Origin of the sequence: Pseudorhodoferax sp. LjRoot39 (assembly GCF_964253035.1) — a bacterium.
In the GTDB taxonomy this organism is placed as follows: domain Bacteria; phylum Pseudomonadota; class Gammaproteobacteria; order Burkholderiales; family Burkholderiaceae_C; genus Pseudorhodoferax.
The window spans coordinates 6,233,358-6,257,594 of the sequence record NZ_CAXUQL020000001.1; the positions used below are offsets into that span (position 1 = coordinate 6,233,358).

Consider the following 24,237-nt stretch of genomic DNA (forward strand, 5'->3'; position numbering starts at 1 on the left):
ATCCCGCACCCGTGTCACCTGTGCAAACGCACGCGCAGCGCGCCAATTCAGCCCGGCATTCGCTATAGTTGTGCACGGTAACGCCTTGAAACGCCAAGGCGCCGCCGCCCCAACCGTTCTGCACGAGGTTCACCATGACCGAGTCCCTGGCCCAGCTGTTTCGCATCCTCGCGGTCCTTGTGGCCTGTCTGGCCCCGGGCTGGGCCGCGGCACTGGACAAGCCTGCCGGCGAGGTGGTGCTGACCATCAGCGGCAAGGTCGCCCAGCCCAATGCCGGCCAGCGCGCCGTGTTCGACATGGCCATGCTGGAGAAGCTGCCGCAGCACAGCTTCTCGACCAGCACGCCCTGGCACTCCGGCCCTACGCGCTTCACCGGCCCGCTGCTGCGCGACGTGCTGGCCGCCGCTGGCGCCAACGGCAGCAAGCTCGTGGCCGTGGCGCTCAACGACTACAAGACCGACATCCCGTTCACCGACGCCGCCCGCTATGAGGTGATCGTCGCCCGGCTGCTCAACGACAAGCCCATGCCGGTGCGCGAGAAGGGCCCGCTGTTCATCGTCTACCCTTTCGACAGCAAGGCCGAACTCAAGGCCGAGACCTTCTACAACCGTTCGGCCTGGCAGCTGCACCAGTTGCAGGTGCAGTGACGCCGCCGAACGCTCCAGCGACCACCGGGCGCCGCCCGGCCCCTCGCCCCTCCGCATGCCGCGCAGCCAACGCCTCCTGCGCCTGTTGATCGCCAGCCTGGTGCTGGTCTACATCGCCATCGGTGTGCTGCAGTACCGGCAGTACCGGGCGCTGGACGACGTGATGCGCCGCGGCGACATCAATGCGCTGTGGACCTTCGCGCAGCTCAATGTCGAGTACGAGCGCCTGGACCATGCGCTGAACGCCCACCTGCTCGATGCGGCCGCCATGTCGCACAGCCAGCTGCAGCTGCGCTACGACGTGTTCATCAGCCGCGTCGGCGCGGTCGACAAGGGCACGGCCTACGAACTCATGCGCGCGGACCCCGCCTACCAGCAGGGCATGGACGAGCTGCGCCGCTTCATCACCGCGGGCGACCAGGTGCTGGGGCCGAACGCCGCGGCGAGCCAGCCACGCGCGGCACTGGAAGCGCTGCGCGAGCAGTACCTGGCGATCCGCTCGCCGGTGCGCGACATGTCGCTGGCCGCCACCCAGTCCTCGGGCGAGCTGACCGACCAGCGCAACCGCGAGGTGCAGGCCCAGACCCTGCAGACCGGCATCCTGACCGCCTTCCAGTGCGTGCTGACGCTGCTGCTGGCCGGCGCCATGGCACGCCAGTTCGCGGCCCGCCAGCGCGCCAGCGCCGAGGCGCTGAAGGCCCAGGGCGAACTCGTGGCCTCGCTCAAGCGCAGCGAGGAGGCGCTGGAACTGCGCGTGCAGGAGCGCACGGCCGCGCTGGGCGAGGCCAACGACAGCCTGCGCGCCCAGGAAGGCGCACTGCGCCAGGCCCAGGCGCGTGCCGAGCAGGCCTCGCAGATGAAGTCCGATTTCCTGGCCAACATGAGCCACGAGATCCGCACGCCGCTCAACGCCGTGATCGGCATGAGCCATCTGATGCTGCGCACCGAGCTCACGGCGCGCCAACGCGACTACGTGCGCAAGACCCAGCGCTCCGGCCAGCACCTGCTGGACCTCATCAACGACATCCTGGACTTCAGCAAGATCGAGGCCGGCAAGCTGGAGGTGGAGAGCGTCGATTTCGACCTGCAGAACGTGCTGGACGGCGTGGCCGACCTGGTCGGCGAGAAGGCCACGGCCAAGGGCCTGGAGCTGGTGTTCGACACCGAAGGCGCGCTGCTGCCGCGCCGGCTGCGCGGCGACCCGCTGCGCCTGGGCCAGATCCTCATCAACTACGCCAGCAACGCCATCAAGTTCACCGAGCAGGGCGAGGTCGTGGTGCGGGTGCGGCACAAGGTGCTGGCCGATGGCGCCGTGCTGCTGCGCGCCGAGGTGCAGGACACCGGCATCGGCATGAGCGAAGAGCAGAGCGCGCGGCTGTTCCAGTCCTTCCAGCAGGCCGACAGCTCGACCACGCGCAAGCACGGCGGCACCGGCCTGGGCCTGGCGATTTCCAAGAAGCTGGCCGAGCTCATGGGCGGCGAGGTGGGCGTGGAAAGCCGCGAGGGCCAGGGCAGCACCTTCTGGTTCACCGCCAGGCTGCTGTTCGGCCAGCAGACGGAGGCGCCGCGGCTGTCGGTTCCCGACCTGCGCGGCCGCCCCGTGCTCGTGGTGGACGACAGCCCGACCGCGCGCGAGATCCTGGGCACCATGCTCGAGCAGATGCACTGCAGCGTGGCGCAGGCCGCGGGCGGCGCCGAGGCGCTGTCCCTCGCGCACGCGGCGGAGCAGGCCGGCCGGCCGTTCGAGGTGGCCTTCCTGGATTGGCGCATGCCGGACATGGACGGCATCGAACTGGCCGAGAAGCTGGCCCTGCTCCCCTCCCCGCCCACGCCCGTGATCGTGACCGCCCATGGCCGCGAAGAGGTGCTGCAGGACGCGCAGCGCGTGGGCGTGGAGTTGCTGCTGGTCAAGCCGGTCAACCCCTCGCTGCTGTTCGAGACCGCGATGCGTGCGCTGGCGGTGACCCAGCCTGCCGCCGAACCCGTGCCGCGCGCGGCGCTGCAGTCCGACGCGCCCCACCTGGCGCCATTGCGCGGCGCGCTGGTGCTGCTGGTGGACGACAACGACCTCAACCGCCAGATCGGCACCGAGCTGCTGGAAGCCGTGGGCATCCAGGTCGAGGTGGCAGAAGACGGCCAGCAGGCGCTGGACCGGCTGGCCGCCAAGGACTACGAACTGGTGCTCATGGACATGCAGATGCCGGTCATGGACGGCCTGGAAGCCACGCGCGCGATCCGCCGCAACCCGCTGTGGCAGCAGCTGCCGGTGCTGGCCATGACGGCCAATGCCATGGCCATCGACCGCCAGCGCTGCCTGGACGCCGGCATGAACAGCCACATCGCCAAACCGATCAATCCCAACGAGCTCTACGCCCAGCTGCTGCAGTGGCTGCCCCGGCGCGAGCGCACGGCATCGGCGGTGCCGGCGGCTGCCGCTGCGGCCCCCCAGGAGACGGCACTCACCGACGGCGACGCGCTGTTGCGCATCCCCGGCCTGGATGCCGCCTCCGGCCTGCGCCGCGTGCTGCAGCGGCGCAGCACCTACGACGGCCTGCTGCGCCGTTTCGTCGACGGCCAGGCCCAGGCCGTCGCCACGGCGCGCACGGTGCTGGCCGCGGGCGACCGCACGCAGGCCCAACGCCTGCTGCACACGCTGAAGGGCACAGCGGCCACCATCGGTGCCGGCCCGCTGGCGCAGGCGGCACAGGCGGCCGAAACCATGTTCAGCCAGCCGCTGCGGGACGCAGCCGAGGAAGAGCGCCTGTTGGCCGCATGCGAGACGCTCTGCGGTCCGCTAGTGATGGCGCTGCGCCAGGTGCTGACGGCCAACGAGGCCGCTCCCGCCCCTGCCGCAGCCCAGGAAGTGGACTGGGCTGCCGTGCGCCCGCTGGCCGACCGGCTGCAGGCCCTGCTGGAGCAAGACGACGCCGATGCCATCGAGCTGTTCCAGAGCAATGCCGCTGTGTTGCGCCCGGCCCTGGGCGAGCGCTATGACAGCATCGCGAACGCCATCGGCGACTTCGACTTCGGCGGTGCCGCGCAGCAACTGCAGGGCGCCTTGCCCGTCGCCGTACGGACTTAGGACGGCAGCGCCAGCGCGGCCGCCACTTCGGGCGGCGCCTGCACCAGTTCGATCAGCACGCCCTCGCCCGCGATCGGGAAGGCCTCGTTGGCCTTGGGGTGCAGGAAGCAGATGTCGTAGCCGGCCGCGCCCTTGCGGATGCCGCCCGGCGCAAAGCGCACGCCCTGGGCCGTGAGCCATTCCACGGCCTTGGGCAGGTCGTCGATCCACAGGCCCACGTGGTTCAGCGGCGTGGTGTGCACGGCCGGCTTCTTCTCGGGGTCCAGCGGCTGCATGAGGTCGACCTCGACCTTGAACGGGCCGCTGCCGATGGCGCAGATGTCCTCGTCCACGTTCTCGCTCTCGCTGCGGAAGTTGCCGGTGACCGTGAGGCCCAGCATCTCGACCCAGAGCTTTTGCAGGCGCTGCTTGTCGGGGCCGCCGATGGCGATCTGCTGGATGCCCAGCACGCGGAAGGGGCGGTGGTTCGTGCTCATGCGTGTTCTCCCTGTGCGATGGAAATGGAGCGGGTGGCGTAGCCCAGCTTGTCCAGCAGCCGGCGGTCGGCATCCGCATCGGGGTTGCCGGTCACGAGCAGCTTGTCGCCGTAGAAGATGGAATTGGCGCCGGCCAGGAAGCACAGCGCCTGCACCGGCTCGCCCAGCTGCTGGCGGCCGGCCGACAGGCGCACGCGCGCGGTCGGCATGGTGATGCGCGCGACCGCGATCACGCGCACGAAGTCCAGCGGGTCGATGGGCGGCGCGTCGGCCAGCGGCGTGCCGGGCACGCGCACCAGGCTGTTGATGGGCACGGACTCGGGGTACGGGTCGAGGTTGGCCAGCTGCGCGATGAGGCCGGCGCGGTGCACGGGCGTCTCGCCCATGCCCACGATGCCGCCGCAGCACACTTTGACGCCAGCCGCGCGCACATGGGCCAGCGTGTCGAGCCGGTCCTGGTAGCTGCGCGTGTCGACGATGTCGGCGTAGTACTCGGGCGCCGTGTCCAGGTTGTGGTTGTAGTAGTCCAGCCCCGCGTCGCGCAGGGCCACGGCCTGGTGCTTCTCCAGCATGCCCAGCGTGGCGCAGGACTGCAGGCCCAGGTCCTTCACGGTGCGCACGAGTTCGGCCACCTTCTCGATGTCGCGGTCCTTGGGCGCGCGCCAGGCCGCGCCCATGCAAAAGCGCGTGGCGCCCGCGTCCTTGGCCGCCTGGGCCGCGTGGCGCACCTCGGCCACCGACATGAGCTTTTGCGCCTGCACGCCCGTGTCGAATTCGGCCGACTGCGGACAGTAGCCACAGTTCTCGGGGCAGCCGCCGGTCTTGACCGACAGCAGCGTCGCCAGTTCGATGTCGCCCGCGGGCCAGTGCGCGCGGTGCACGGTCTGGGCGCGGAACAGCAGTTCGTTGAACGGCAGATCCAGCAGGGCCTGCACGTCCTCGACGCGCCAGCGCTGCGGTGCCGGGGGCACCGCCCGGCGCGGCGGCGCGAAATGCAGGGGCTGCGCTTGCGCATCCGGAGCGGTGGGGGTCGACAGGGATTCTTGAGGCATCGCGTCCTTCCGGGTTTCAACGGGATCTGCAGCGATTGTGGGAGGCTGGCGCAGCGTCTGAGAAGCCTTGCGCCGTAGAAAGTCCGCCTGTTTTCCATGCCGCCAAGATCGTCCAACTCCGCCGCAGCGATGGCCGACGATGCACGGCGTTGCGCCCTCGTTTGCCGAACTTGGACGTTGGCAGTCCGGCGCCACATCGTTCTGCCGCGAACGTGCGGCGAACCGCACCGAATCCGGGGCAGCGGCCGCCGGACGATGGGTGCACTTGTGCGCGCCCACCGGCCCGGCTTCAGGCGAACTCGACGATGGGCTGGTCCACCGCCAGGCTTTCGCCCTTGGTGGCCAGCACCTTGCCGACCACGCCGTCGGCCGCGGCGAACAGCACGTTCTCCATCTTCATGGCCTCGATCACGGCCACGCGTTCGCCGGCCTGCACCTTCTGGCCCGGCTGCACCGCCACTTCGACCAGGAGGCCCGGCATGGGCGACAGCACAAAGCGGCTCATGTCCGGCGGCGCCTTGTAGGGCATCAGCGCGAACAGCTCGGCACCACGCGGCGACAGCACCAGCGCATCGAGTTGCGTGCCGTTGTGCGCCACGCGGATCGCCAGAGGGTTCTTGGGCGTGCCGCGTTCGACCTGGGCACTGAAGGGCTCGCCATTGCTGGTGCCGGCCAGCCGGATCGCACCGAGCCGGCTGTCGCTGACCAGCGCATAGCTGCGCGCGCCCACCTGCACGGTGCTGCTGCCGGTCTGGCCTTCGTAGCTGGTCACGCGCACGGGCGTGGCCTTGTGGTGGCCGTCCGCCCCCAGCGCCACGACCACGAAGTCCTGGCCCACCTTCACGCCGTGGCCGGCCATCTGGCCGCTGATGCCGCTCGCGCGGCCCAGGTAGCGCCGGTTGGCGAAGGCCGCCAGCGCGAGCAGGAACTCGGGCTCGTCGTGCGGCACGTCCTCGGCATGGAAGCCGTGGCCGTAGTGCTCGGCGATGAAGCCGGTGTTGAAATCGCCCGCGACGAACCTGGGGTGCGCCAGCAACGCGGCCTGGAACGGGATGTTGCTGCTGATGCCGCGGATGATGAAGCCGTTGAGCGCTTCGCGCATCTTGGCGATCGCCTCATTGCGGTCGCGCCCGTGCACGATGAGCTTGGCGATCATCGAGTCGTAGTACATCGGAATCTCGCCGCCGTCCTGCACGCCGGTGTCCACGCGCACGCCTTGCAGGTGCTCGGTGTCGGCCGAGAACATGGTCTCCTGCGGCGGCGCGAAGCGCACGAGGCGGCCGGTGGACGGCAGGAAGTTGCGGAACGGGTCCTCGGCGTTGATGCGGCACTCCATCGCCCAGCCGTCGCGCTTCACATCCGCCTGCGTGAGCGGCAGCTTCTCGCCGGCGGCCACGCGGATCATGAGTTCCACGAGGTCCAGGCCCGTGATGCACTCGGTCACCGGGTGCTCCACCTGCAGGCGCGTGTTCATCTCCAGGAAATAGAAGTCCTGGTTCTTGCCGACCACGAACTCCACCGTACCGGCGCTCTGGTACTTCACGGCCTTGGCCAGCTGCACGGCCTGCTCGCCCATGGCCTTGCGCGTGGCGTCGCTGATGAAGGGGGAAGGCGCCTCCTCGATGACCTTCTGGTGGCGGCGCTGGATCGAGCATTCGCGCTCGTTCAGGTAGATCACGTTGCCGTGGGCATCGCCCAGCACCTGGATCTCGATGTGGCGCGGCTGCTCGACGAACTTCTCGATGAAGATGCGGTCGTCGCCGAAGCTGTTGCGGGCCTCGTTCTGGCAGGCCGTGAAGCCCTCCAAGGCCTCCTTGTCGTTGAAGGCCACGCGCAGGCCCTTGCCGCCGCCGCCGGCGCTGGCCTTGATCATGACCGGGTAGCCGATGTCCCTGGCGATCTGCACCGCGCGCTCGGCCGATTCGATGGCGTCGTTCCAGCCCGGGATGGTGTTGACCTTGGCTTCGTTCGCCAGCTTCTTGGAGGCGATCTTGTCGCCCATGGCCGCGATGGAGTAGTGCTTGGGACCGATGAAGGCGATGCCCTCTTCTTCCACGCGCTTGGCGAAGGCCTCGTTCTCCGACAGGAAGCCATAGCCCGGGTGCACGGCCTCGGCGCCGGTCTGCTTGCAGGCTTCGATGATCTTGTCGGCCAGCAGGTAGCTCTCACGCGAGGGCGCGGGCCCCAGGCGCACGGCCTCGTCGGCCAGCTCCACGTGGCGCGCGTCCTTGTCGGCGTCGGAATAGACGGCGACGGTCGCGATGCCCATCTTCTTCGCGGTCTTGATCACCCGGCAGGCGATCTCACCACGGTTCGCAATCAGGATCTTCTTGAACATGCTTACCTCTTCTCGATGAATCAAAGCCGCTGCCATACCCGCGCCAGCGTTGCGCGCACGGTGCGCAGCGTCGCCTGCCGGATCGGCAGGCCAGTCAACAATTCAGGTTGCGGCTGCAGCACCTGCAGCCAGTGGTCGATGCAGGCCTGTGCGTCGCGGGGCTTGACGCCGCCACGCTGTGCCACTTGCATCAGCTCGGCGCGGCCCGGCACAGCGCCTTCACCCGCGACGCTGGTGCTGTGCTGGCCGCCCGGGCCGTGGCTGTAGCTCAGGTCGAACGCGGGCGACAGCCGCCAGCGGCCGTCCACCTCCATGCGGAAGGCGAAGTTCTTGGCGTGGTCGTCACGGTTGTGCGTGAGCACGTTGAACACGCAGCGCCCGAAGGCCTTGAGCGTCTCGCGGTAGTCACCGGTCAGCCGGGCAGTGGCCAGCAGCAAGGTTTCATAGTCGAGCGCAGGAAGGCGGTAGTCGGCATCGAGCAGTGCCGCCAGGCTCAGCAGCGGTACACGGTGTTCACCTGCATCGGTCGGCATGCGGTCGAAACGCTGCACGCCGAAGGCTGCGTGGCCCGGACCCAGCGGAAAGTAGGCCGCCTCGGGCATGTCCATGCCACCGGAACGCGCCAGACGGGCGTAGAAGGTCTCGAGCGCACAGACTTCGGCATGCTCGCCGCGCGCGGGAAATTTCAGCAGCCAGGGCTCGCCCGCTGTCGCACTGGCTGGCGCAAACAGGTTGGCATCACGCTGCCAGCGCAACAAGGCCTTGGGCCGTGCGCCCTGGGGCGAACCACCCAGCAGCAACAGGCGCCGCAGCTGCGCGCTGCTGCTGCGCTCCTGGTCGTCGGTGGCGACCGCCTGCACCTCGCGCGCCAGTTCTGCCATCTGCACAATGCCCGCCTGCTCGGCCTCCAGTGGATCGGCCGGCTCGAACGCGAGAGCACCGATGGCCGAATGGCCGACGATGGCCAACCGCTCCAGCACCGACACGGCCTGCGGATTGCGGCCCGCCTTGCGCAGCGCGCGGTCCATCAGCAGCATGCCCCAGCCGTCGGGCAGGCAGTCGGCGATGAAGCCGGGAAGGCCGTGGAAGTGCACCGGGCCGCTGTAAGCCTGCTGCACGGCACCGGGCCGGGGCAGCGGCACACGCAGGGGCGAAAACGCCAGGCCTTGTTCGATGGCCTGCGGCGAATATTCGAACAGCAGGCGGCCCTGCACTTCGGACAACAGGCCGAGCGGCCAGTCCTGGCCCCAGCCCAGGTAGCGGATGTTCAGGCGCGTGATGCCGGCCATGGACGTCATCCGCCCGAACGCTGCGCCACGCGCGGCTTGCGCGCGCGCTGGCGTGCTGACAACTGCACCGCGGCCTCGGCCTCGGCAATGCTGCGGGCGGGCAACGCGAACAGCGTCTGAAGCCCCTGCGCCGCGTGCAGTGCCTGCGCCACCTGCACCACGAGCTGCAGGCTGCCCTGCCCCGTGGCTTCCAGCCGCCGCACGGTGGACAGCGAGGCGCCACCCATGTCCGCCAGTTCCTGCTGCGAGAGATTGCGCGCCAGACGCAGCGCGCGGATGCGCTCGCCCAGCATGCGGCAGACGACCTGAGGGGATTGAAGCTCCAGCACTCAATGGCTCCAAAAAGAACAATTAAACACCGAAATCAGGTTTTATGGTTCAAATAAGAACGATTGATGGGTGGCATCAAAGTGGGATGTTGCCGTGCTTGCGCCACGGGTTCTCGAGCTTCTTGTCCTTGAGCATCACGAGCGAACGGCAGATGCGCTTGCGCGTCTCGTGCGGCAGGATCACGTCGTCGATGAAGCCGCGTGCGCCGGCCACGAAGGGGTTGGCGAAGCGGGCCTTGTACTCGGCCTCGCGTGCGGCCAGCTTCACGGGATCGCTCTTGTCCTCGCGGAAGATGATCTCGACCGCGCCCTTGGCGCCCATCACCGCGATCTCGGCATTGGGCCAGGCGAAGTTCACGTCGCCGCGCAGGTGCTTGGAGCTCATCACGTCGTAGGCGCCGCCGTAGGCCTTGCGCGTGATGACGGTGATCTTGGGCACCGTGCACTCCGCATACGCGTAGAGCAGCTTGGCACCGTGCTTGATGATGCCGCCGTACTCCTGGCTGGTGCCCGGCATGAAGCCCGGCACGTCGACGAAGGTGACCACGGGGATGTTGAAGGCATCGCAGAAGCGCACGAAGCGCGCGGCCTTGATCGAGCTCTTGATGTCCAGGCAGCCGGCCAGCACCAGCGGCTGGTTGGCGACGATGCCCACCGTCTGGCCTTCCATGCGCGCGAAACCCACCACGATGTTCTTGGCGTACTCGGGCTGGATCTCGAAGAAGTCGCCGTCGTCCACGGTCTTCGTGATCAGCTCCTTCATGTCGTAGGGCTTGTTCGGGTTCTCGGGCACCAGCGTATCCAGGCTCATGTCCTGGCGGTCGGCCGGGTCGTTGCTGGGCCGCACCGGCGGCTTCTCGCGGTTGTTGAGCGGCAGGTAGTTGTACAGGCGGCGCAGCATCATCAGCGCCTCCACGTCGTTCTCGAAGGCTAGGTCGGCCACGCCCGAACGCGTGGTGTGCGTGATGCCGCCGCCCAGTTCCTCGGCCGTGACCTCCTCGTGCGTGACGGTCTTCACCACCTCGGGGCCTGTCACGAACATGTAGCTCGAATCCTTGACCATGAAGATGAAGTCGGTCATGGCCGGCGAGTACACGGCGCCGCCGGCGCAGGGGCCCATGATCATGCTGATCTGCGGCACCACGCCCGAAGCCATCACGTTGCGCTGGAACACGTCGGCATAGCCACCCAGCGAGGCCACACCTTCCTGGATGCGCGCGCCGCCCGAATCGTTCAGGCCGATCACGGGTGCGCCGACCTTCATGGCCTGGTCCATGACCTTGCAGATCTTCTCGGCATGGGCCTCGGACAGCGCACCGCCGAACACCGTGAAGTCCTGGCTGAACACGAACACCAGGCGGCCGCTGATCATGCCGTAGCCCGTGACCACGCCGTCGCCCGGGATCTTGTTGTCCTGCATGCCGAAGTCGTGCGAGCGGTGCTCGACGAACATGTCCCATTCCTCGAAGGTGCCGTCGTCCAGCAGCAGCTCGATGCGTTCGCGCGCGGTCAGCTTGCCCTTCTTGTGCTGGGCGTCGATGCGCTTTTGCCCACCACCCAGGTGCGCCTGCGCGCGCTTCTTTTCCAGTTGTTCCAGGATGTCCTGCATGTCACTCCTCTAGCGGTTGTGTCTGTTCACGTCGATACGGATGCGCTGGCCAGCAGCTGGCGCGCGGCGGTGGATGCGGCGATGCGGCCTTCGCTGACGGCCTGCACCATGTCGGGCAGTTGCCCGCGCACGGCGGGGTGGGCGCGGAAGGCCTGCTTGAGGCCGGTCTCGATGCGTTCCCACATCCAGGCCAGGGCCTGCTTCTGGCGCCGCGTCTCCAGCCGGCCATTGGCGGTTTGCAGCGTGCGAAAGTGTTCGACCTTCTCCCAGAAGCGGTCGACGCCCTCGTTGCGCAGGGCGCTCAGCTGCATGGCCCGCGGGCGCCACTGGCTTTCGTCGTGGAGCGAATGGCCGGCATTGCCGTGCATGCCCAGCAGCCGCAGCGACGAGGTGATCTGCGCCTGCGCGCGCGTGGCGGCGTCGGGGTCGATGTCGGCCTTGTTGATGACCACCAGGTCGGCGATCTCCATCACGCCCTTCTTGATGGCCTGCAGTTCGTCGCCCGCGTTGGGCAGCTGCAGCAGCACGAACATGTCGGTCATGCCGGCCACGGCCGTCTCGCTCTGGCCCACGCCCACGGTCTCGACGATGACCACGTCGTAGCCGGCGGCCTCGCAGACCAGCATGGCCTCGCGCGTCTTCTCGGCCACGCCGCCCAGCGTGCCCGAGGACGGGCTGGGCCGGATGTAGGCGCGCTCGTGCACGGAGAGATGCTCCATGCGCGTCTTGTCGCCCAGGATGGAGCCGCCCGAGACGGTGGACGAAGGGTCGATGGTGAGCACGGCGACGCGGTGGCCCCGGCCGATCAGGAACAGGCCCAGGGCTTCGATGAAGGTGCTCTTGCCGACGCCGGGCACACCCGAGATGCCCAGGCGGAAGGCACGGCCGGTGTACGGCAGCAGCGCGGTCAGCAGATCGTCGGCCTGCGCGCGGTGGTCGGCACGGGTCGACTCCAGCAGCGTGATGGCCTTGGCGATGGCGCGGCGCTGGGCGGTGCCTTCGCCGCGCAGCAGCGGCTCGGCCCAGGGGATGGAAGGCATGTTCACAGGATCTCGAAGGCACGCCCGTCGGGCAGGCGGTAGCGGGAGAAGTCGCGCACGTCAGTGGTCATGATCCGGGTCACCCCGGTCTCGCCCGCCAGCCAGACCAAGGATGCATCGGCCAGGTCCATCTCGCTGCGCGGTGCAGTGGTGTAGCGCTGCATCAGCGGCACGAAATCCGTCAGTGCCTCCTGGCCGAACGGAAAGACGGCCACGGCCCCCTGCCCCAGCCACTGCAACAAGGTGTAGCGCTGCGGCGGCGAAACGAGGTAGCTGGCTTCGACGACGCAGGGCCAGGTGGTTGACAAAGCCCAGCGCTCGAGGGAAGCCAGTTGCAGCAGATCGTGGTAGCGCTCGGCATGCGGCTGCTGCCGGCCGAAGGCCGCCACCATCGCGCTGGCGTCAATCAGCGCTGAGGCCATGCTTGGCGCGGAGCTTGGCCACCAGTGCGGCGCGCGAGGCTTCCGTGTCGTAGGGCTGCTCGCTGCCTTCGAAGGCCTGGGCCACCGACAGGTACTCGGCGCGCTGCTCCTCCACCTTGAGCTGCTGCATCAAGGCGTAGGGGTCCTTTCGGTTCAGCGCGCGCTCGACCGCGTCGATGATGAACTGCGACTTGGTGATGCCCTGGCGCTTGGCGGCAAGCTCCAGTTCCTTTTCCAGCAAGGGGTCCATGCGGACAGATACGGCCATGGCAAACTCCGAAAATACGGTATTACCGTATCACAAAACAGCGGTTGTCGCCTTGCGGATCTGCTCCAGCACGTCCTTGGCGCTGGCCGGGATCGGCGTGCCGGGGCCATAGATGCCCTTCACGCCGGCCTCGTACAGCATCTCGTAGTCCTGCCGCGGAATCACGCCGCCGACGAACACGATGATGTCGTCCGCGCCCTGCTTCTTGAGCTCCTCGATGATGGCCGGCACCAGCGTCTTGTGGCCGGCCGCCAGCGTGGAGACGCCCACCGCGTGCACGTCGTTCTCGATGGCCTGGCGCGCGCATTCCTCGGGGGTCTGGAACAGCGGGCCCATGTCCACGTCGAAGCCCAGGTCGGCGAAGGCCGTGGCGACCACCTTGGCACCGCGGTCGTGGCCGTCCTGGCCGAGCTTGGAGATCATCACGCGCGGGCGGCGGCCCTGCTCTTCGGCGAAGGTGTCGATTTCCTTCTTGAGCGCGTCCCAGCCTTCGGCAGAGTCATAGGCCGCGGCGTAGACGCCCGTGACCTTCTGCGTGTCGGCGCGGTGGCGGCCGAAGGACTTCTCCAGCGCGTCGCTGATCTCGCCCACCGTGGCGCGTGCGCGCACGGCGTCGATCGACAGCGCCAGCAGGTTGCCGGTGTTGCTCTCGGCCGCCGCGGTCAGCGCGTCCAGCGCGGCCTGCACCTTGGCCGCATCGCGGGTGGCGCGGATCTTTTCCAGCCGCGCGATCTGGCCGTCGCGCACCTTCATGTTGTCGATGGACAGGCTGTCGATCGCGTCTTCGGTCTTGAGCTTGTACTTGTTGACGCCGACGATCACGTCCTTGCCCGAGTCGATGCGCGCCTGCTTGTCGGCCGCGGCGGCCTCGATCTTGAGCTTGGCCCAGCCCGAATCCACGGCGCGCGTCATGCCGCCCATGGCCTCGACCTCCTCGATGATCTTCCAGGCCGCGTCGGCCATGTCCTGGGTGAGCTTCTCCATCATGTAGCTGCCGGCCCAGGGGTCGATCACGCTGGTGATGTGGGTCTCTTCCTGGATGATGAGCTGGGTGTTGCGCGCGATGCGCGAACTGAACTCCGTGGGCAGCGCGATGGCTTCGTCCAGCGCATTGGTGTGCAGGCTCTGCGTGCCGCCGAACACCGCGGCCATGGCCTCGATGGTGGTGCGCACCACGTTGTTGTAGGGGTCCTGCTCCGTGAGGCTCCAGCCCGAGGTCTGGCAGTGCGTGCGCAGCATCAGGCTCTTGGGGTTCTTGGGCTCGAACTCCTTCATGATGCGGTGCCACAGCAGGCGCGCGGCGCGCATCTTGGCCACTTCCAGATAGAAGTTCATGCCGATGGCCCAGAAGAAGGAGAGCCGACCCGCGAAGTCGTCCACGTTCAGGCCCTTGGCCAGCGCGGTCTTCACGTATTCCTTGCCGTCGGCCAGCGTGAAGGCCAGCTCCAGCGCCTGGTTGGCGCCGGCTTCCTGCATGTGGTAACCGGAGATCGAGATCGAGTTGAACTTCGGCATGTGCTTGGCCGTGTACTCGATGATGTCGCCGATGATCCGCATGCTCGGCTCGGGCGGGAAGATGTAGGTGTTGCGGACCATGAACTCCTTGAGGATGTCGTTCTGGATGGTTCCGCTGAGCTTGTCCTGGCTCACGCCCTGCTCTTCCGCCGCCACCACGTAGCCGGCCAGCACCGGCAGCACGGCGCCGTTCATGGTCATGGACACGCTGACCTTGTCCAGCGGGATCTGGTCGAACAGGATCTTCATGTCCTCGACCGAATCGATGGCCACGCCGGCCTTGCCCACGTCGCCCGTCACGCGCGGATGGTCGCTGTCGTAGCCGCGGTGCGTGGCCAGGTCGAACGCCACCGACACGCCCTGCCCGCCGGCCGCCAGCGCCTTGCGGTAGAAGGCGTTGGATTCCTCGGCCGTGGAGAAGCCCGCGTACTGGCGGATGGTCCAGGGGCGCACGGCGTACATGGTGGCCTGCGGCCCGCGGATGTAGGGCGCGAAACCTGGCAAGGTGTCCGTGTACTGCAAACCTTGCAGGTCGGCCGCGGTGTAGAGCGGCTTGACGGTGATGCCGTCCGGCGTGAGCCAGTTCAGCGCGGCCAGATCGCCACCCGGCGCGGATTTGGCGGCCGCCTGTGCCCACTTTTGCAGATCGCCCGGATCCAGTGCCATGTTGCTTGTCCTCTCGTATTGCAGCCTCGCAATGTTCGCAAAACAACCACGCTTTCGCAAGCAGTGAAAGTGCAATCATTGCAAACATGACCTGCAATAGTGCAAACTTTGCAAACATGGCAAAAGCATTCATGGGTGTGCACCTGAAGACGCTGCGCGAGCAGCGCGGCCTCACGCAGGCCGCGCTGGCGCAGGCACTGAAGGTGTCGTCAAGCTACCTGAACCAGATCGAAAACAACCAGCGGCCGCTGACCGTCAACGTGCTGCTGCGCCTGCAATCGGCCTTCGGCATCGATTTGCAACTGTTCTCCGAGGACGCGCAGACGCGCCAGCTGGCCGAGCTGCGTGCCGTGCTGGCCGAGGGGCCGGACGCCGGCACCGTGCCGCAGGCCGAGGCGCAGATGCTGGCCCAGCAGCTGCCGGCCGTCTCCAAGGCCATCCTGGCGCTGCACAAGCGCGTGCGCTCGGCCGAGGAACGGCTGGGGCTGATCGCCGAGAGCAGCGGCAGCGAGGGCGCTGCGGCCGGCACGCCCCTGCAGCCCTATGAAGAGGTGCGCGAGTTCTTCTACGCGCGCCACGAGCCGCTGGCACAGCTGGACGAGCGCGCCGAGCAGGTCTACGCGCAGCTGCAGGACAGCTTCCCGCCACCGCGCACACCCAGCCCCGGCAACCTGTTCGCCGCACTGGAGCAACGCCTGCGCCGGCTGCATGGCATCGCGGTGCGCTGCGAATCGGGCTCGTCCATGGCCGAGCAGCCGCTGCGCAGCTACGACCCTGCCAGCCGCACGATCACGCTGGCGGCCGGCCTGGGTGCCGCGCAGCAGGCCTTCCAGCTCGGCGTGCAACTCGCGTTCTTCGAGATGGGGCCGACGATCGACACCTTCATCCAGGCCAGCGAGTTCAGCACCGGCGAGGCGCGCGCACTCGCGCGCATCGGCTTCGCCAACCACTTCGCCGGCGCGCTGGTGCTGCCCAACCGCATCTTCCAGGAGAGCGCCGAGGAGCTGCGCTACGACATCGACCTGCTCAGCGAGCGCTTCGGCGTGGGCTTCGAGACCGTCGGCCACCGCCTGTCCACCATGCGGCACCCGCATGCGCAGAGCATCCCGTTCTTCTTCGTGCGCGTGGACCGGGCCGGCAACATGTCCAAGCGCCAGTCCTCGGCCGACTTCCACTTCTCGCGCACGGGCGGCACCTGCCCGCTGTGGAACGTGTACGAGGCCTTCTCGCAGCCCGGCAAGATCCTCACGCAGCTCGCGCGCATGCCGGACGGCCGCACCTATTTGTGGATCGCGCGCACCGTGGAGCACCGGCGCGGCGGCTACGGCACGCCGCACCGCATCTTCTCGGTGGCGCTGGGCTGCGACGTGCGCCATGCCAGCCGCCTGGTCTACGGCGACGGCCTGACGGCGGACGCGGCCGACCGCGCCGTGCCGATCGGCTCGGGCTGCAAGGTCTGCGACCGCGAGAACTGCGTGCAGCGCGCGTTCCCGGCCATGGGCCGGCCGCTCAGCATCGACCCGAACGCACGGCGCTTCGCACCCTACGCACCGGCAGGCTGAAACGGCCGCCGCATCTGGCCCGGATGCGGGTTTTTCATAATTATGAATTCAGAATAATGTTTTCCAATCCCGCACAGACCATGTCCGCCGTCCTCTCGCCCCGCCCCCTGTACGAAGACGCCGCCGAGTTGTTGCGCCAGCGCATCCTGGGCGGCGACCTGCCGCCCGGCAGCTGGATCGACGAGTTGCGGCTGGCCGAGCAGTACGGCATCAGCCGCACGCCGCTGCGCGAGGCGCTCAAGGTGCTCGCGGCCGAAGGCTTGGTCACGATGAAGCCGCGCCGCGGCGCCTACGTGACCGAGGTGCCCGCCGCCGACCTCGACAAGCTGTTCCATCTGCTGGCGCTGCTGGAAGGCGATGCCGCGGCCGCCGTGGCGCGCCTGGCGACACCGGCCGAGCTCGACGAGCTGGATGCGCTGAACGCCGGGCTGGAGCAGGCGGTGGACGACGGTGCGGCCTTCTACACGCTGAACGTCCAGTTCCACGCCCGCCTGCTGGCCCTGACCGGCAACCCCTGGCAGACCCAGTTGGTCAACGACCTGCGCCGGCTGATCCAGCTGGCCCTGGTCGGCTCTCTCGGCACGGCGGGTCGCATCCAGGATTCGCTGCGCGAGCACCGCGCACTGCTGGCCGCCCTGCGCCAGCGCGACGCCGACGGCGCGACAGCGCTCATGCGTGACCACATGCGCGGTGCCCTCGCGGCGGCGCGCCAACGTTCCTCCCAATGAAAGAAGCCATGTCCCCTCCTTCGTTCCTCGGTGCCGACGAACTGCCGCTGCGCGGCATCAAGGTGCTCGAACTGTCCCACATGATCATGGGCCCGATCACCGGCATGGTGCTGGCCGACCTGGGCGCCGAGGTCATCAAGGTCGAGCCGCTGGAGGGCGACAACACGCGGCGCCTGAAGGGCTCGGGCATCGGCTACTTCCCGGTGTTCAACCGCAACAAGCAGAGCCTGGCCGTGGACCTCAAGTCCGCCGACGGCCAGGCCGTCGTGCGCCAACTCGCGCTGCAGGCCGACATGCTGCTGGAGAACTTCCGCGACGGCGGCCTCGCCCAGTACGGGCTGGACTACGCCGCGCTCGCAGCCGAGAACCCGGGCCTGATCTACGTCTCGCTCAAGGGTTTCCTGTCCGGCCCCTACAAGCAGCGCACGGCGCTCGACGAGGTGGTGCAGATGATGGGCGGCCTGGCCTACATCAACGGCGCACCGGGCCAGCCGCGCCGCGTCGCACCCTCGGCCAACGACATCCTGGGCGGCACCTTCGGCGTGGTCGGCGCGCTGGCCGCACTGCACGACCGTGCGCGCAGTGGCCGTGGCCGCCACATCCGCTCGGGCCTGTTCGAGAACAACCTGCTGCTGGTGGCCCAGTTCGTCGCGCAGTACCAGCTGACCGGCCAGGCGCCCCAGCCCCAGGGCGGGGAGCGCAAGCCGCCATGGGGCGTGTACGACATCTTCGACACCACCGACGGCCGCGTGTTCGTGGCCGCCGTCAGCGACGCGCAGTGGCGCGCCTTCGCCCGCCGCTTCATGCCGCCGCAATGGGGCGAGGACCAGCGCCTGGCCACGGCCGTAGGCCGCGAGGCCGCGCGCGCCTGGCTGGTGCCCGGCATCGCCGAAGTGCTCAAGGACTGGAACACGGCCGACCTGTGCCGTGCGCTGGAGGAAGCGCAGATCTCGTTTGGCCCCGTGCGCGCGCCGCACGACATGGTCGACGACGTGCACCTGCGCCAGGGCGGCGCCCTGCTGCCCACCGACCTGCCCGACGGCGGCCACATCGATGCCGCGGCGCTGCCGATCGAATTCGACGGCATGAAGGCCGGCAAGCGCCACGACCCACCCGGCATCGGCGCGCACACGCGCGCCGTGCTGCGCACGCTCGGCTACAACGAAAACCAGATCGAGGCCATGCTGGCCGCCGGCACCGTGCGCGGCTGAGCCCTGCTGAACCACCAACGGAAAAAGAGGAGACAAACCATGCAACGCCGTTCCCTGAACCTGCTCGCCACCGCCGCCGCACTGGCCACCGCGCTGGGCGCCGCCGCGCCCGCCATCGCGCAGACGCCCGGCTACCCGAGCAAGCCGATCCGCATGATCATCCCGTCCACGCCCGGCGGCGGCACCGACTTCATCGGCCGCCTGCTCTCCACCAAGCTGGCCGAGATGAACGGCTGGTCCGTGGTGCCGGACAACAAGCCCGGTGCCGGCACCGCGCTGGGCCTGGCCGAAGCCGCGCGCGCCAGCCCGGCCGGCTACGACCTTGTGGTCGGCCAAACCGACAACGTCTCGCTGATCCCGCTGCTGCTCAAGGTGGCCTACGACCCCATCAGGGACCTCACGCCGGTGGCTCTGGTCGCCACCACGCCCATGATGCTGGTCGTGCCCGAGAACTCGCCCTACAAGACCCTGAACGACCTCATCCAGGCCGCCAAGGCCGCGCCCGGCACCATCAGCTACGGCACCTCGGGCACGGGCGGCGGTGCCCACATCAGCATGGAGCTGCTGCAGGGTGCAGCCAACTTCAAGGTCCAGCACGTGCCGTACAAGGGTTCCACGCCGGCGCTGGCCGACGTGATGGGCGGCCACCTCGCGATGGCCGCCACCTCGATCTCCTCGGCCACCACGCTGCTCAAGTCCGGCAAGATGCGCGCGCTGGCCGTGACCTCGCCCAAGCGCGTGGCCGCCGTGCCCGAGGTGCCCACCGTCTCGGAGGCCGGCCTGCAGCACGCCGACTTCGTGACCTTCTACGGCATCTTCGCGCCGGCCGGGCTGCCCCAGCCGCTGCTGCAGCGCCTGAACGCCGACTTCAACAAGATCCTGGCCCTGCCCGACGTGCGCAGCGCACTGCAGGGCAACGGCCTGGAGCCGCAGCCCATCTCCGCCGAGGAGTTCGCGGCCATGGTCAAGGCCGACATCCAGAAGAACCGCGCCGTGATCCAGAGCGCCCACATCAAGGTCGAGTGAACACCATGGCAAACGACACCGTCACAGTCTGCGAAGTCGGCCCGCGCGATGGCCTGCAGATGGCACGCGACACCCTGCCCACCGCCGTCAAGCTGCGCTGGATCCGCCAGCTCGCACAGGCCGGCCTGCGCGAGATCGAGGTCGGCAGCTTCGTCTCGCCCAAGCTGGTGCCGCAGATGGCCGACACCGACGCCGTGGTGCGCGGCGCGCTGGAAATCGAGGGCCTCACGGTCTGCGCGCTGGCCGGCAACCTGCGCGGCGTGGTGGCGGCCCACGCGGCCGGCGCCCATGTGGTGGCGATCCCGATCTCGGTCAGCGACACGCACAGCCGCGCCAACGTCAACAAGGGCACGGACGCCCAGATCGAGATGGTGCGTTCGGCCGTGGACTGGGTGCGCGCGCAGGCGCGGCCCATGCGCATCGACGTGGCCGCCGCCACCGCGTTCGGCTGCTCCATGGAGGGCCATGTGCCCCTGCAGCGCGTGGTGGACGTGGCGGGCGCCCTGGCCGCAACCGGCGCCGACACGATCGCGCTGGCCGACACCGTGGGCTATGCCCAGCCGGCCCAGGTGCGCGCCACGGTGCGTGCCGTGCGTGCCGAGATCGGCGCGCGGCTGACCAAGCTGCACCTGCACGACACCATGGGGCTGGGCCTGGCCAACGCCCTGGCCGGCCTGGACGAGGGCATCCGCGCCTTCGACAGCTGCCTGGGCGGCCTGGGCGGCTGCCCGTTCGCGCCGGGCGCCTCGGGCAACATCGTGACGGAGGATCTGGTCTTCATGCTGGCCTCCATGGGCTACGGCACCGGCGTCGACCTGCCGCAGCTGATCGCGGCCCGCCGCCTGCTGGCCGAGTCCCTGCCTGGCGAAACGTTGCGCGGCGCGGTGGCCACGGCAGGCCTGCCCAGGAACTTCTGCGCGGCGTGACCGGGCCAGCCCCTGCCCAGGCCGGGCGCATGCTCTGAATCCGAACTAATCTTTCACCGTTTTAGCAACATCTGCGTACACTCAGCCGCCGGAGCAAGGGCGGCTGATGCGCTTTTGCGCCGCTGACGCGTCCGCGTCCCCACCGCTGCCGCCCCGCATCGCTGTCCAGGAGCGCTTGCATGCCAACCACGCGCAGTTCAGTTGCCGACGGCCATGCGCCGGTGCCGACCTGGCGAGGCGCGGCCAGCGGCGTCTGGCCGCTGGCCATGGTGGCCGCGGCGCTGCTGGCCGGGGCCGCGGCGCTGGCCTGCTGGCAGCTGCTGCAGCAGGCACGCGGTGGCGCCGCAGCTGCCTGGGCCGCAGCTGCCCTGGCCGGCGCGGCTGGAGCCCTGCTGGCCTGGCGCGACCGGCGCCAGCAACGCCTGATCGCGCGGCTGGGTGCCAGCGAAAGCAGCCTGCGCGAGATGAGCGACAGCCTGCCCTGCGCCGTCTGCCTGCTGCTGCAGCCTGCGCAGGGCGTGCCGCAGGTGATCTTCGCCGGCCAGCCCGTGCGCGACATCCTGGGCGTGGAGGTCGCCGAGCTTCTGGCCAACCATGCCGTGCACACGCGCCACGTGGTCACCGCCGACGTGGAGCGCGTGCGCCGCAGCCTGCGCGAGGCGGGGCGCTCGCACGGCCGGATCGCACTGGAGTACCGCGTGCACTGGGACGGCCGCGAGCGCTGGGTCAAGTTCGAAGCCGCATGCGCACCGCACGCGCAAGGCATGCTCTGGACCGGCTACTGGCTGGACATCACCGCGCAGCAGCTGGCGCTGCGCCGCATGGCGGACCAGCTCGAGTTCCAGGACAGGCTGATCGACGCCATGCCGAACCCCGTCTTCATCAAGGACGTGCAGGCGCGCTACATCACGGTCAACCGCGCATTCGAAGCCGCCTTCGGCAAGCGCCGCGCCGACCTCATCGGCAAGAGCCTGCTCGACGGCGGGCCGGTCCTGCCGGCGTTGCGCCAACAGGTGCATGACGAGCAGCTGCGCATCATCCAAAGCGGAGACACGCAGCACGAGCAGCACACCAGCATCTGGGCCGACGGCCAGGAGCACCAGGAGCTGTACTGGGGCTGCGGCATCCGCCTGGCCGATGGCACGCCCGCCGGCCTGGTGGGCGTGATCCTGGACGTGACGGAGCAGGCCATCGCCCAGAAGACGCTGCAGGAACGCGAGGGACAGCTGCGCACCATCCTCGAATCGGCGCCCGCGGCCTTGCTGGTCACCACGCCGGACGGCCGCATCGTGTTCCACAACCAACATGCTCTGGACGCCTTCCAGATCGATGCCGACGCACTGCACGCGCGCGGCATCAAGGCCATGTACGCGCACCCGGAGCAGCGCGCCGACATCCTCGCCACGCTGGAGCGCGACGGTGGCTTCCGCAACCGCGAGATCGAGTTCCTGCGCGGCGACGGCACGCCGTTCTGGGCCATGCTCTCGTCCAGCCGCGGCAGCTTCGGCAGCGAGCCGGCCTCGTTCGGCTGGTTCGACGACATCACCGCGCGCAAGCATGCGGCGCTGGCGCTGCAGCAGGCCAAGGACGCGGCCGAAGCCGCCACCCAGGCCAAGTCGGCCTTCCTGGCCAACATGAGCCACGAGATCCGCACGCCGATGAACGCCATCATCGGCCTGGCGCACCTGGCGCTGCGCACCCAGCTCGACGCCCAGCAGCGCGACTACGTGCAGAAGGTGCACGGCGCCGGCCAGGCCCTGCTGGGCATCCTCAACGACATCCTGGACTTCTCCAAGATCGAGGCCGGACGGCTGGAGATCGAGACCATCGACTTCGACCTGGACGAGATGCTGGCCCGCGTCACCACGCTGACCGGCGAGAAGGCCTGGGGCAAGGAGCTGGAGTTGCTGTTCGACGTGCCGGCCGGCATCCCGCGCCAGCTGCGCGGCGACCCGCTGCGCCTGGGCCAGGTGCTGACCAACCTGATCAACAACGCCGTCAAGTTCACCGAGCGCGGCCAGGTCGCGGTGCGCTGCCGCCAGCGCGCGCTGGACGGCGAGGCCTTCGAGCTGGCTTTCGAGGTGCAGGACACCGGCATCGGCATGACGCCCGAGCAGGCCGCGCGCCTGTTCACCGCGTTCAGCCAGGCCGACGAGTCCACCACGCGCCGCTTCGGCGGCACCGGGCTGGGCCTGTCGATCAGCAAGCGGCTGGTCGAGCTCATGGGCGGCAGCATCGGCGTGCGCAGCACACCCGGGGTCGGCTCGGTGTTCCACTTCACCTGGATCGGCGCGCCCGCCCGGCAGGACGCCAGACCGCGCACCCTGCCCGGCGCGCTGCACGCGCTGCGCGTGCTGGTGGTGGACGACAACGCCGATGCGCGCGAGATCCTGAGCCGGGCGCTGGCGCCCTTCGGCTGCCGCGTGGACACCGCCGCCAGCGGCGCCGAGGCGCTCACGGCCCTGCAGGATCGGGAAGGCCAGGGCCGCTACGGCGTGGTCTTCACCGACTGGAAGATGCCCGGCATGGACGGGCTGGAATTGGCCCGGCGCATCAAGCAGACGGGCGGCACCGCGACGCCGCCCGCCGTGGTGCTGGTCACCGCCTTCGGCCACGAGGAGGTGCGCCGCCTGGCCGGCACCTCACCCATCGACAGCCTGCTGCACAAGCCGGTCCACCAGTCCATGCTGGTCGACACCCTGGTCGGACTGTTCGCGCAGGACGTGCCGGCCGAGCTCGCGGCCTATGGCAGCAGCGAGCAGGTGCCGCGGCTGGACGGCCTGCGCGTGCTGCTCAACGAGGACAACGAGATCAACCAGCAGATCGCACTGGAACTGATGCAGGCCGCCGGCGTGGCAGTCGAGCTGGCGGGCAACGGCCGCATCGGCGTGGACAAGCTGCTGGCCGCCGGCCCCGGCGGCTACGACCTGGTCTTCATGGACCTGCAGATGCCGGTCATGGACGGCCACCAGGCCACCGCGCTGATCCGCGCCGACGCCCGCTTCGCCCACCTGCCCATCATCGCCATGACGGCGCATGCCATGGTCGAGGAGCGCGAGCGCTGCCTCGCCGAAGGCATGGACGACCACATCACCAAGCCCATCGATCCGGCGCTGCTCTACCAGAAGCTGCGCCAATGGGGTGGCGCCGCGCTGGCGGCCCGGCCACCGGCCCCTGCGGCACCTGCGGCCGACCAGCGCCCGCCCGTGCAGGCCATCGCCGCGGACGGCGCCGACGCAGCACGGCGCACGGCGCCAGCCACCCTGCCGCCCCTGCAGGCCGACGGCCTGGACAGCGCCGCCGGGCTGCGCCGCGTCAACGGCAACCGTCCGCTGTATGCCAGCCTGCTGCGCCGCTTCTGCGAGCACCAGGCGCAGGCACCGGCGCGCATCGCCGAACTGCTGGCCAGCGGCGCGCGGCACGAGGCCGAGATCATGGCCCACACGCTCAAGGGCGTCGCCGCCAACATCGGCGCCGAACGCGTTGCCGCCGCGGCCGGGCAACTCGAGCACGAGCTGCGCGCCGATGCCGGCGCCGCACAGGTGCAGGCCAGCCTCGCGCAGGTCGGGCAGGTGCTGCAGCCCCTGGTGCACCAGCTGGCGCAAGGGTTCGGCTCGGCCACCTCCGCGCGGCCGGTGCCTGCCGCTGCCGCGCCGCCGGCTGCGCTGCGCGCCGACCTGCAGCGCCTGGGCGCGCTGCTGGAGGCCATGGATGGCGACACCCAGGAGCTGCTGGACCGCCTGCAGCCCGACCTGGCCACGCTGATGCCCGCCGACACGCTGGCCACGCTGGGCGCACATGTGGACCGGTACGACTTCGACGAGGCGCTCTCCCTGCTGCGTGCCTCTGCCGCGTGGACCTGGGCCACGCAGGGCGCGCAAGCAGCGCCGGTGCGCTGACACCGCCGCGCAGCCCCCGCCGGCGGACCGGCACAGGCGTCTGCTACAAACGGTGCCACCCGCAGGCTGCGCGGTCGCCGTGTGCACAAGGCCTTGAGGCAAGATGGCGTCCACGCACAGGCCGGCCTCGGGCATCCTGTCCCTCGCCTGCC

18 protein-coding genes are annotated in these 24,237 nt (G+C 69.3%); 8 read left to right on the forward strand and 10 right to left on the reverse strand.

The window, feature by feature from the left end:
* The first annotated feature begins 134 nt into the window (after window positions 1–134).
* On the forward strand, window positions 135–647 hold the full coding sequence (locus ACSQ4M_RS29120; protein ID WP_436192864.1) for a molybdopterin-dependent oxidoreductase: 513 nt from the start codon (window positions 135–137) through the stop codon (window positions 645–647).
* 55 nt (window positions 648–702) lie between these two features.
* On the forward strand, window positions 703–3,729 hold the full coding sequence (locus ACSQ4M_RS29125) for a response regulator (protein WP_436192865.1): 3,027 nt from the start codon (window positions 703–705) through the stop codon (window positions 3,727–3,729).
* Here the strand turns inward: ACSQ4M_RS29125 and ACSQ4M_RS29130 are convergent.
* From ACSQ4M_RS29130 to scpA, 10 genes are all read right to left on the reverse strand, one after another.
* On the reverse strand, window positions 3,726–4,205 hold the full coding sequence (locus tag ACSQ4M_RS29130) for a VOC family protein (protein ID WP_436192866.1): 480 nt from the start codon (window positions 4,203–4,205) through the stop codon (window positions 3,726–3,728). The genes ACSQ4M_RS29125 and ACSQ4M_RS29130 overlap by 4 nt on opposite strands.
* Window positions 4,202–5,257, reverse strand: coding sequence for a biotin synthase BioB (gene bioB, locus ACSQ4M_RS29135; RefSeq protein WP_436192867.1), 1,056 nt, complete (start codon window positions 5,255–5,257; stop codon window positions 4,202–4,204). Before bioB ends, ACSQ4M_RS29130 begins: the two co-directional genes overlap by 4 nt.
* 289 nt (window positions 5,258–5,546) lie before the next feature.
* On the reverse strand, window positions 5,547–7,595 hold the full coding sequence (locus tag ACSQ4M_RS29140) for an acetyl-CoA carboxylase biotin carboxylase subunit (protein WP_436192868.1): 2,049 nt from the start codon (window positions 7,593–7,595) through the stop codon (window positions 5,547–5,549).
* Between the two features lie 20 nt (window positions 7,596–7,615).
* Window positions 7,616–8,884, reverse strand: a complete 1,269-nt coding sequence (locus tag ACSQ4M_RS29145) for a type II toxin-antitoxin system HipA family toxin (RefSeq protein WP_436192869.1) — start codon at window positions 8,882–8,884, stop codon at window positions 7,616–7,618.
* Between the two features lie 5 nt (window positions 8,885–8,889).
* Window positions 8,890–9,213, reverse strand: coding sequence for a helix-turn-helix transcriptional regulator (locus ACSQ4M_RS29150; protein ID WP_436192870.1), 324 nt, complete (start codon window positions 9,211–9,213; stop codon window positions 8,890–8,892).
* A 76-nt stretch (window positions 9,214–9,289) separates the two neighbouring features.
* A complete protein-coding gene (locus ACSQ4M_RS29155) occupies window positions 9,290–10,822 on the reverse strand; it encodes an acyl-CoA carboxylase subunit beta (RefSeq protein WP_436192871.1) in 1,533 nt (510 codons plus the stop codon).
* Between the two features lie 26 nt (window positions 10,823–10,848).
* Window positions 10,849–11,862 (reverse strand): methylmalonyl Co-A mutase-associated GTPase MeaB, encoded by a 1,014-nt coding sequence (gene meaB / locus ACSQ4M_RS29160; RefSeq protein ID WP_436192872.1) that lies wholly within the window; start codon window positions 11,860–11,862, stop codon window positions 10,849–10,851.
* Window positions 11,863–11,864: 2 nt separating this feature from the next.
* The gene (locus ACSQ4M_RS29165) at window positions 11,865–12,284 is read right to left on the reverse strand and encodes a PIN domain-containing protein (protein ID WP_436192873.1); all 420 of its coding nucleotides are present in this window, start codon (window positions 12,282–12,284) and stop codon (window positions 11,865–11,867) included.
* Complete coding sequence (locus ACSQ4M_RS29170) at window positions 12,265–12,552, reverse strand: toxin-antitoxin system HicB family antitoxin (protein WP_436192874.1); 288 nt, start codon at window positions 12,550–12,552, stop codon at window positions 12,265–12,267. Before ACSQ4M_RS29170 ends, ACSQ4M_RS29165 begins: the two co-directional genes overlap by 20 nt.
* 30 nt (window positions 12,553–12,582) lie before the next feature.
* Window positions 12,583–14,733, reverse strand: coding sequence for a methylmalonyl-CoA mutase (scpA, locus tag ACSQ4M_RS29175; protein ID WP_436192875.1), 2,151 nt, complete (start codon window positions 14,731–14,733; stop codon window positions 12,583–12,585).
* 116 nt (window positions 14,734–14,849) lie between these two features.
* On the opposite strand from scpA, the gene ACSQ4M_RS29180 reads away from it, so the two are divergent.
* From ACSQ4M_RS29180 to ACSQ4M_RS29205, 6 genes are all read left to right on the forward strand, one after another.
* Window positions 14,850–16,295: a short-chain fatty acyl-CoA regulator family protein gene (locus ACSQ4M_RS29180; RefSeq protein ID WP_436192876.1), complete on the forward strand. Its 1,446-nt coding sequence runs from the start codon at window positions 14,850–14,852 to the stop codon at window positions 16,293–16,295.
* Between the two features lie 80 nt (window positions 16,296–16,375).
* A complete protein-coding gene (locus ACSQ4M_RS29185; protein ID WP_436192877.1) occupies window positions 16,376–17,023 on the forward strand; it encodes a GntR family transcriptional regulator in 648 nt (215 codons plus the stop codon).
* A gap of 8 nt (window positions 17,024–17,031) precedes the next feature.
* Complete coding sequence (locus ACSQ4M_RS29190) at window positions 17,032–18,234, forward strand: CaiB/BaiF CoA transferase family protein (protein WP_436192878.1); 1,203 nt, start codon at window positions 17,032–17,034, stop codon at window positions 18,232–18,234.
* Between the two features lie 39 nt (window positions 18,235–18,273).
* Window positions 18,274–19,260 (forward strand): Bug family tripartite tricarboxylate transporter substrate binding protein, encoded by a 987-nt coding sequence (locus tag ACSQ4M_RS29195; protein WP_436192879.1) that lies wholly within the window; start codon window positions 18,274–18,276, stop codon window positions 19,258–19,260.
* A 5-nt stretch (window positions 19,261–19,265) separates the two neighbouring features.
* Window positions 19,266–20,186 carry a hydroxymethylglutaryl-CoA lyase gene (locus ACSQ4M_RS29200; protein WP_436192880.1) on the forward strand — a complete coding sequence of 307 codons (921 nt, stop codon included), beginning with the start codon at window positions 19,266–19,268 and terminating at the stop codon, window positions 20,184–20,186.
* Between the two features lie 179 nt (window positions 20,187–20,365).
* The gene (locus ACSQ4M_RS29205; RefSeq protein ID WP_436192881.1) at window positions 20,366–24,085 is read left to right on the forward strand and encodes a response regulator; all 3,720 of its coding nucleotides are present in this window, start codon (window positions 20,366–20,368) and stop codon (window positions 24,083–24,085) included.
* Window positions 24,086–24,237 lie beyond the last annotated feature (152 nt).

Bases quoted from the DNA above. Each gene is read 5' to 3' on its own strand.
- ACSQ4M_RS29120 (WP_436192864.1), top strand. From the start codon at position 135: ATGACCGAGTCCCTGGCCCAGCTGTTTCGCATCCTCGCGGTCCTTGTG.
- ACSQ4M_RS29125 (WP_436192865.1), top strand. From the start codon at position 703: ATGCCGCGCAGCCAACGCCTCCTGCGCCTGTTGATCGCCAGCCTGGTG.
- ACSQ4M_RS29130 (WP_436192866.1), bottom strand. From the start codon at position 4,205: ATGAGCACGAACCACCGCCCCTTCCGCGTGCTGGGCATCCAGCAGATC.
- bioB (WP_436192867.1), bottom strand. From the start codon at position 5,257: ATGCCTCAAGAATCCCTGTCGACCCCCACCGCTCCGGATGCGCAAGCG.
- ACSQ4M_RS29140 (WP_436192868.1), bottom strand. From the start codon at position 7,595: ATGTTCAAGAAGATCCTGATTGCGAACCGTGGTGAGATCGCCTGCCGG.
- ACSQ4M_RS29145 (WP_436192869.1), bottom strand. From the start codon at position 8,884: ATGGCCGGCATCACGCGCCTGAACATCCGCTACCTGGGCTGGGGCCAG.
- ACSQ4M_RS29155 (WP_436192871.1), bottom strand. From the start codon at position 10,822: ATGCAGGACATCCTGGAACAACTGGAAAAGAAGCGCGCGCAGGCGCAC.
- meaB (WP_436192872.1), bottom strand. From the start codon at position 11,862: ATGCCTTCCATCCCCTGGGCCGAGCCGCTGCTGCGCGGCGAAGGCACC.
- ACSQ4M_RS29165 (WP_436192873.1), bottom strand. From the start codon at position 12,284: ATGGCCTCAGCGCTGATTGACGCCAGCGCGATGGTGGCGGCCTTCGGC.
- ACSQ4M_RS29170 (WP_436192874.1), bottom strand. From the start codon at position 12,552: ATGGCCGTATCTGTCCGCATGGACCCCTTGCTGGAAAAGGAACTGGAG.
- scpA (WP_436192875.1), bottom strand. From the start codon at position 14,733: ATGGCACTGGATCCGGGCGATCTGCAAAAGTGGGCACAGGCGGCCGCC.
- ACSQ4M_RS29180 (WP_436192876.1), top strand. From the start codon at position 14,850: ATGGCAAAAGCATTCATGGGTGTGCACCTGAAGACGCTGCGCGAGCAG.
- ACSQ4M_RS29185 (WP_436192877.1), top strand. From the start codon at position 16,376: ATGTCCGCCGTCCTCTCGCCCCGCCCCCTGTACGAAGACGCCGCCGAG.
- ACSQ4M_RS29190 (WP_436192878.1), top strand. From the start codon at position 17,032: ATGTCCCCTCCTTCGTTCCTCGGTGCCGACGAACTGCCGCTGCGCGGC.
- ACSQ4M_RS29195 (WP_436192879.1), top strand. From the start codon at position 18,274: ATGCAACGCCGTTCCCTGAACCTGCTCGCCACCGCCGCCGCACTGGCC.
- ACSQ4M_RS29200 (WP_436192880.1), top strand. From the start codon at position 19,266: ATGGCAAACGACACCGTCACAGTCTGCGAAGTCGGCCCGCGCGATGGC.
- ACSQ4M_RS29205 (WP_436192881.1), top strand. From the start codon at position 20,366: ATGCCAACCACGCGCAGTTCAGTTGCCGACGGCCATGCGCCGGTGCCG.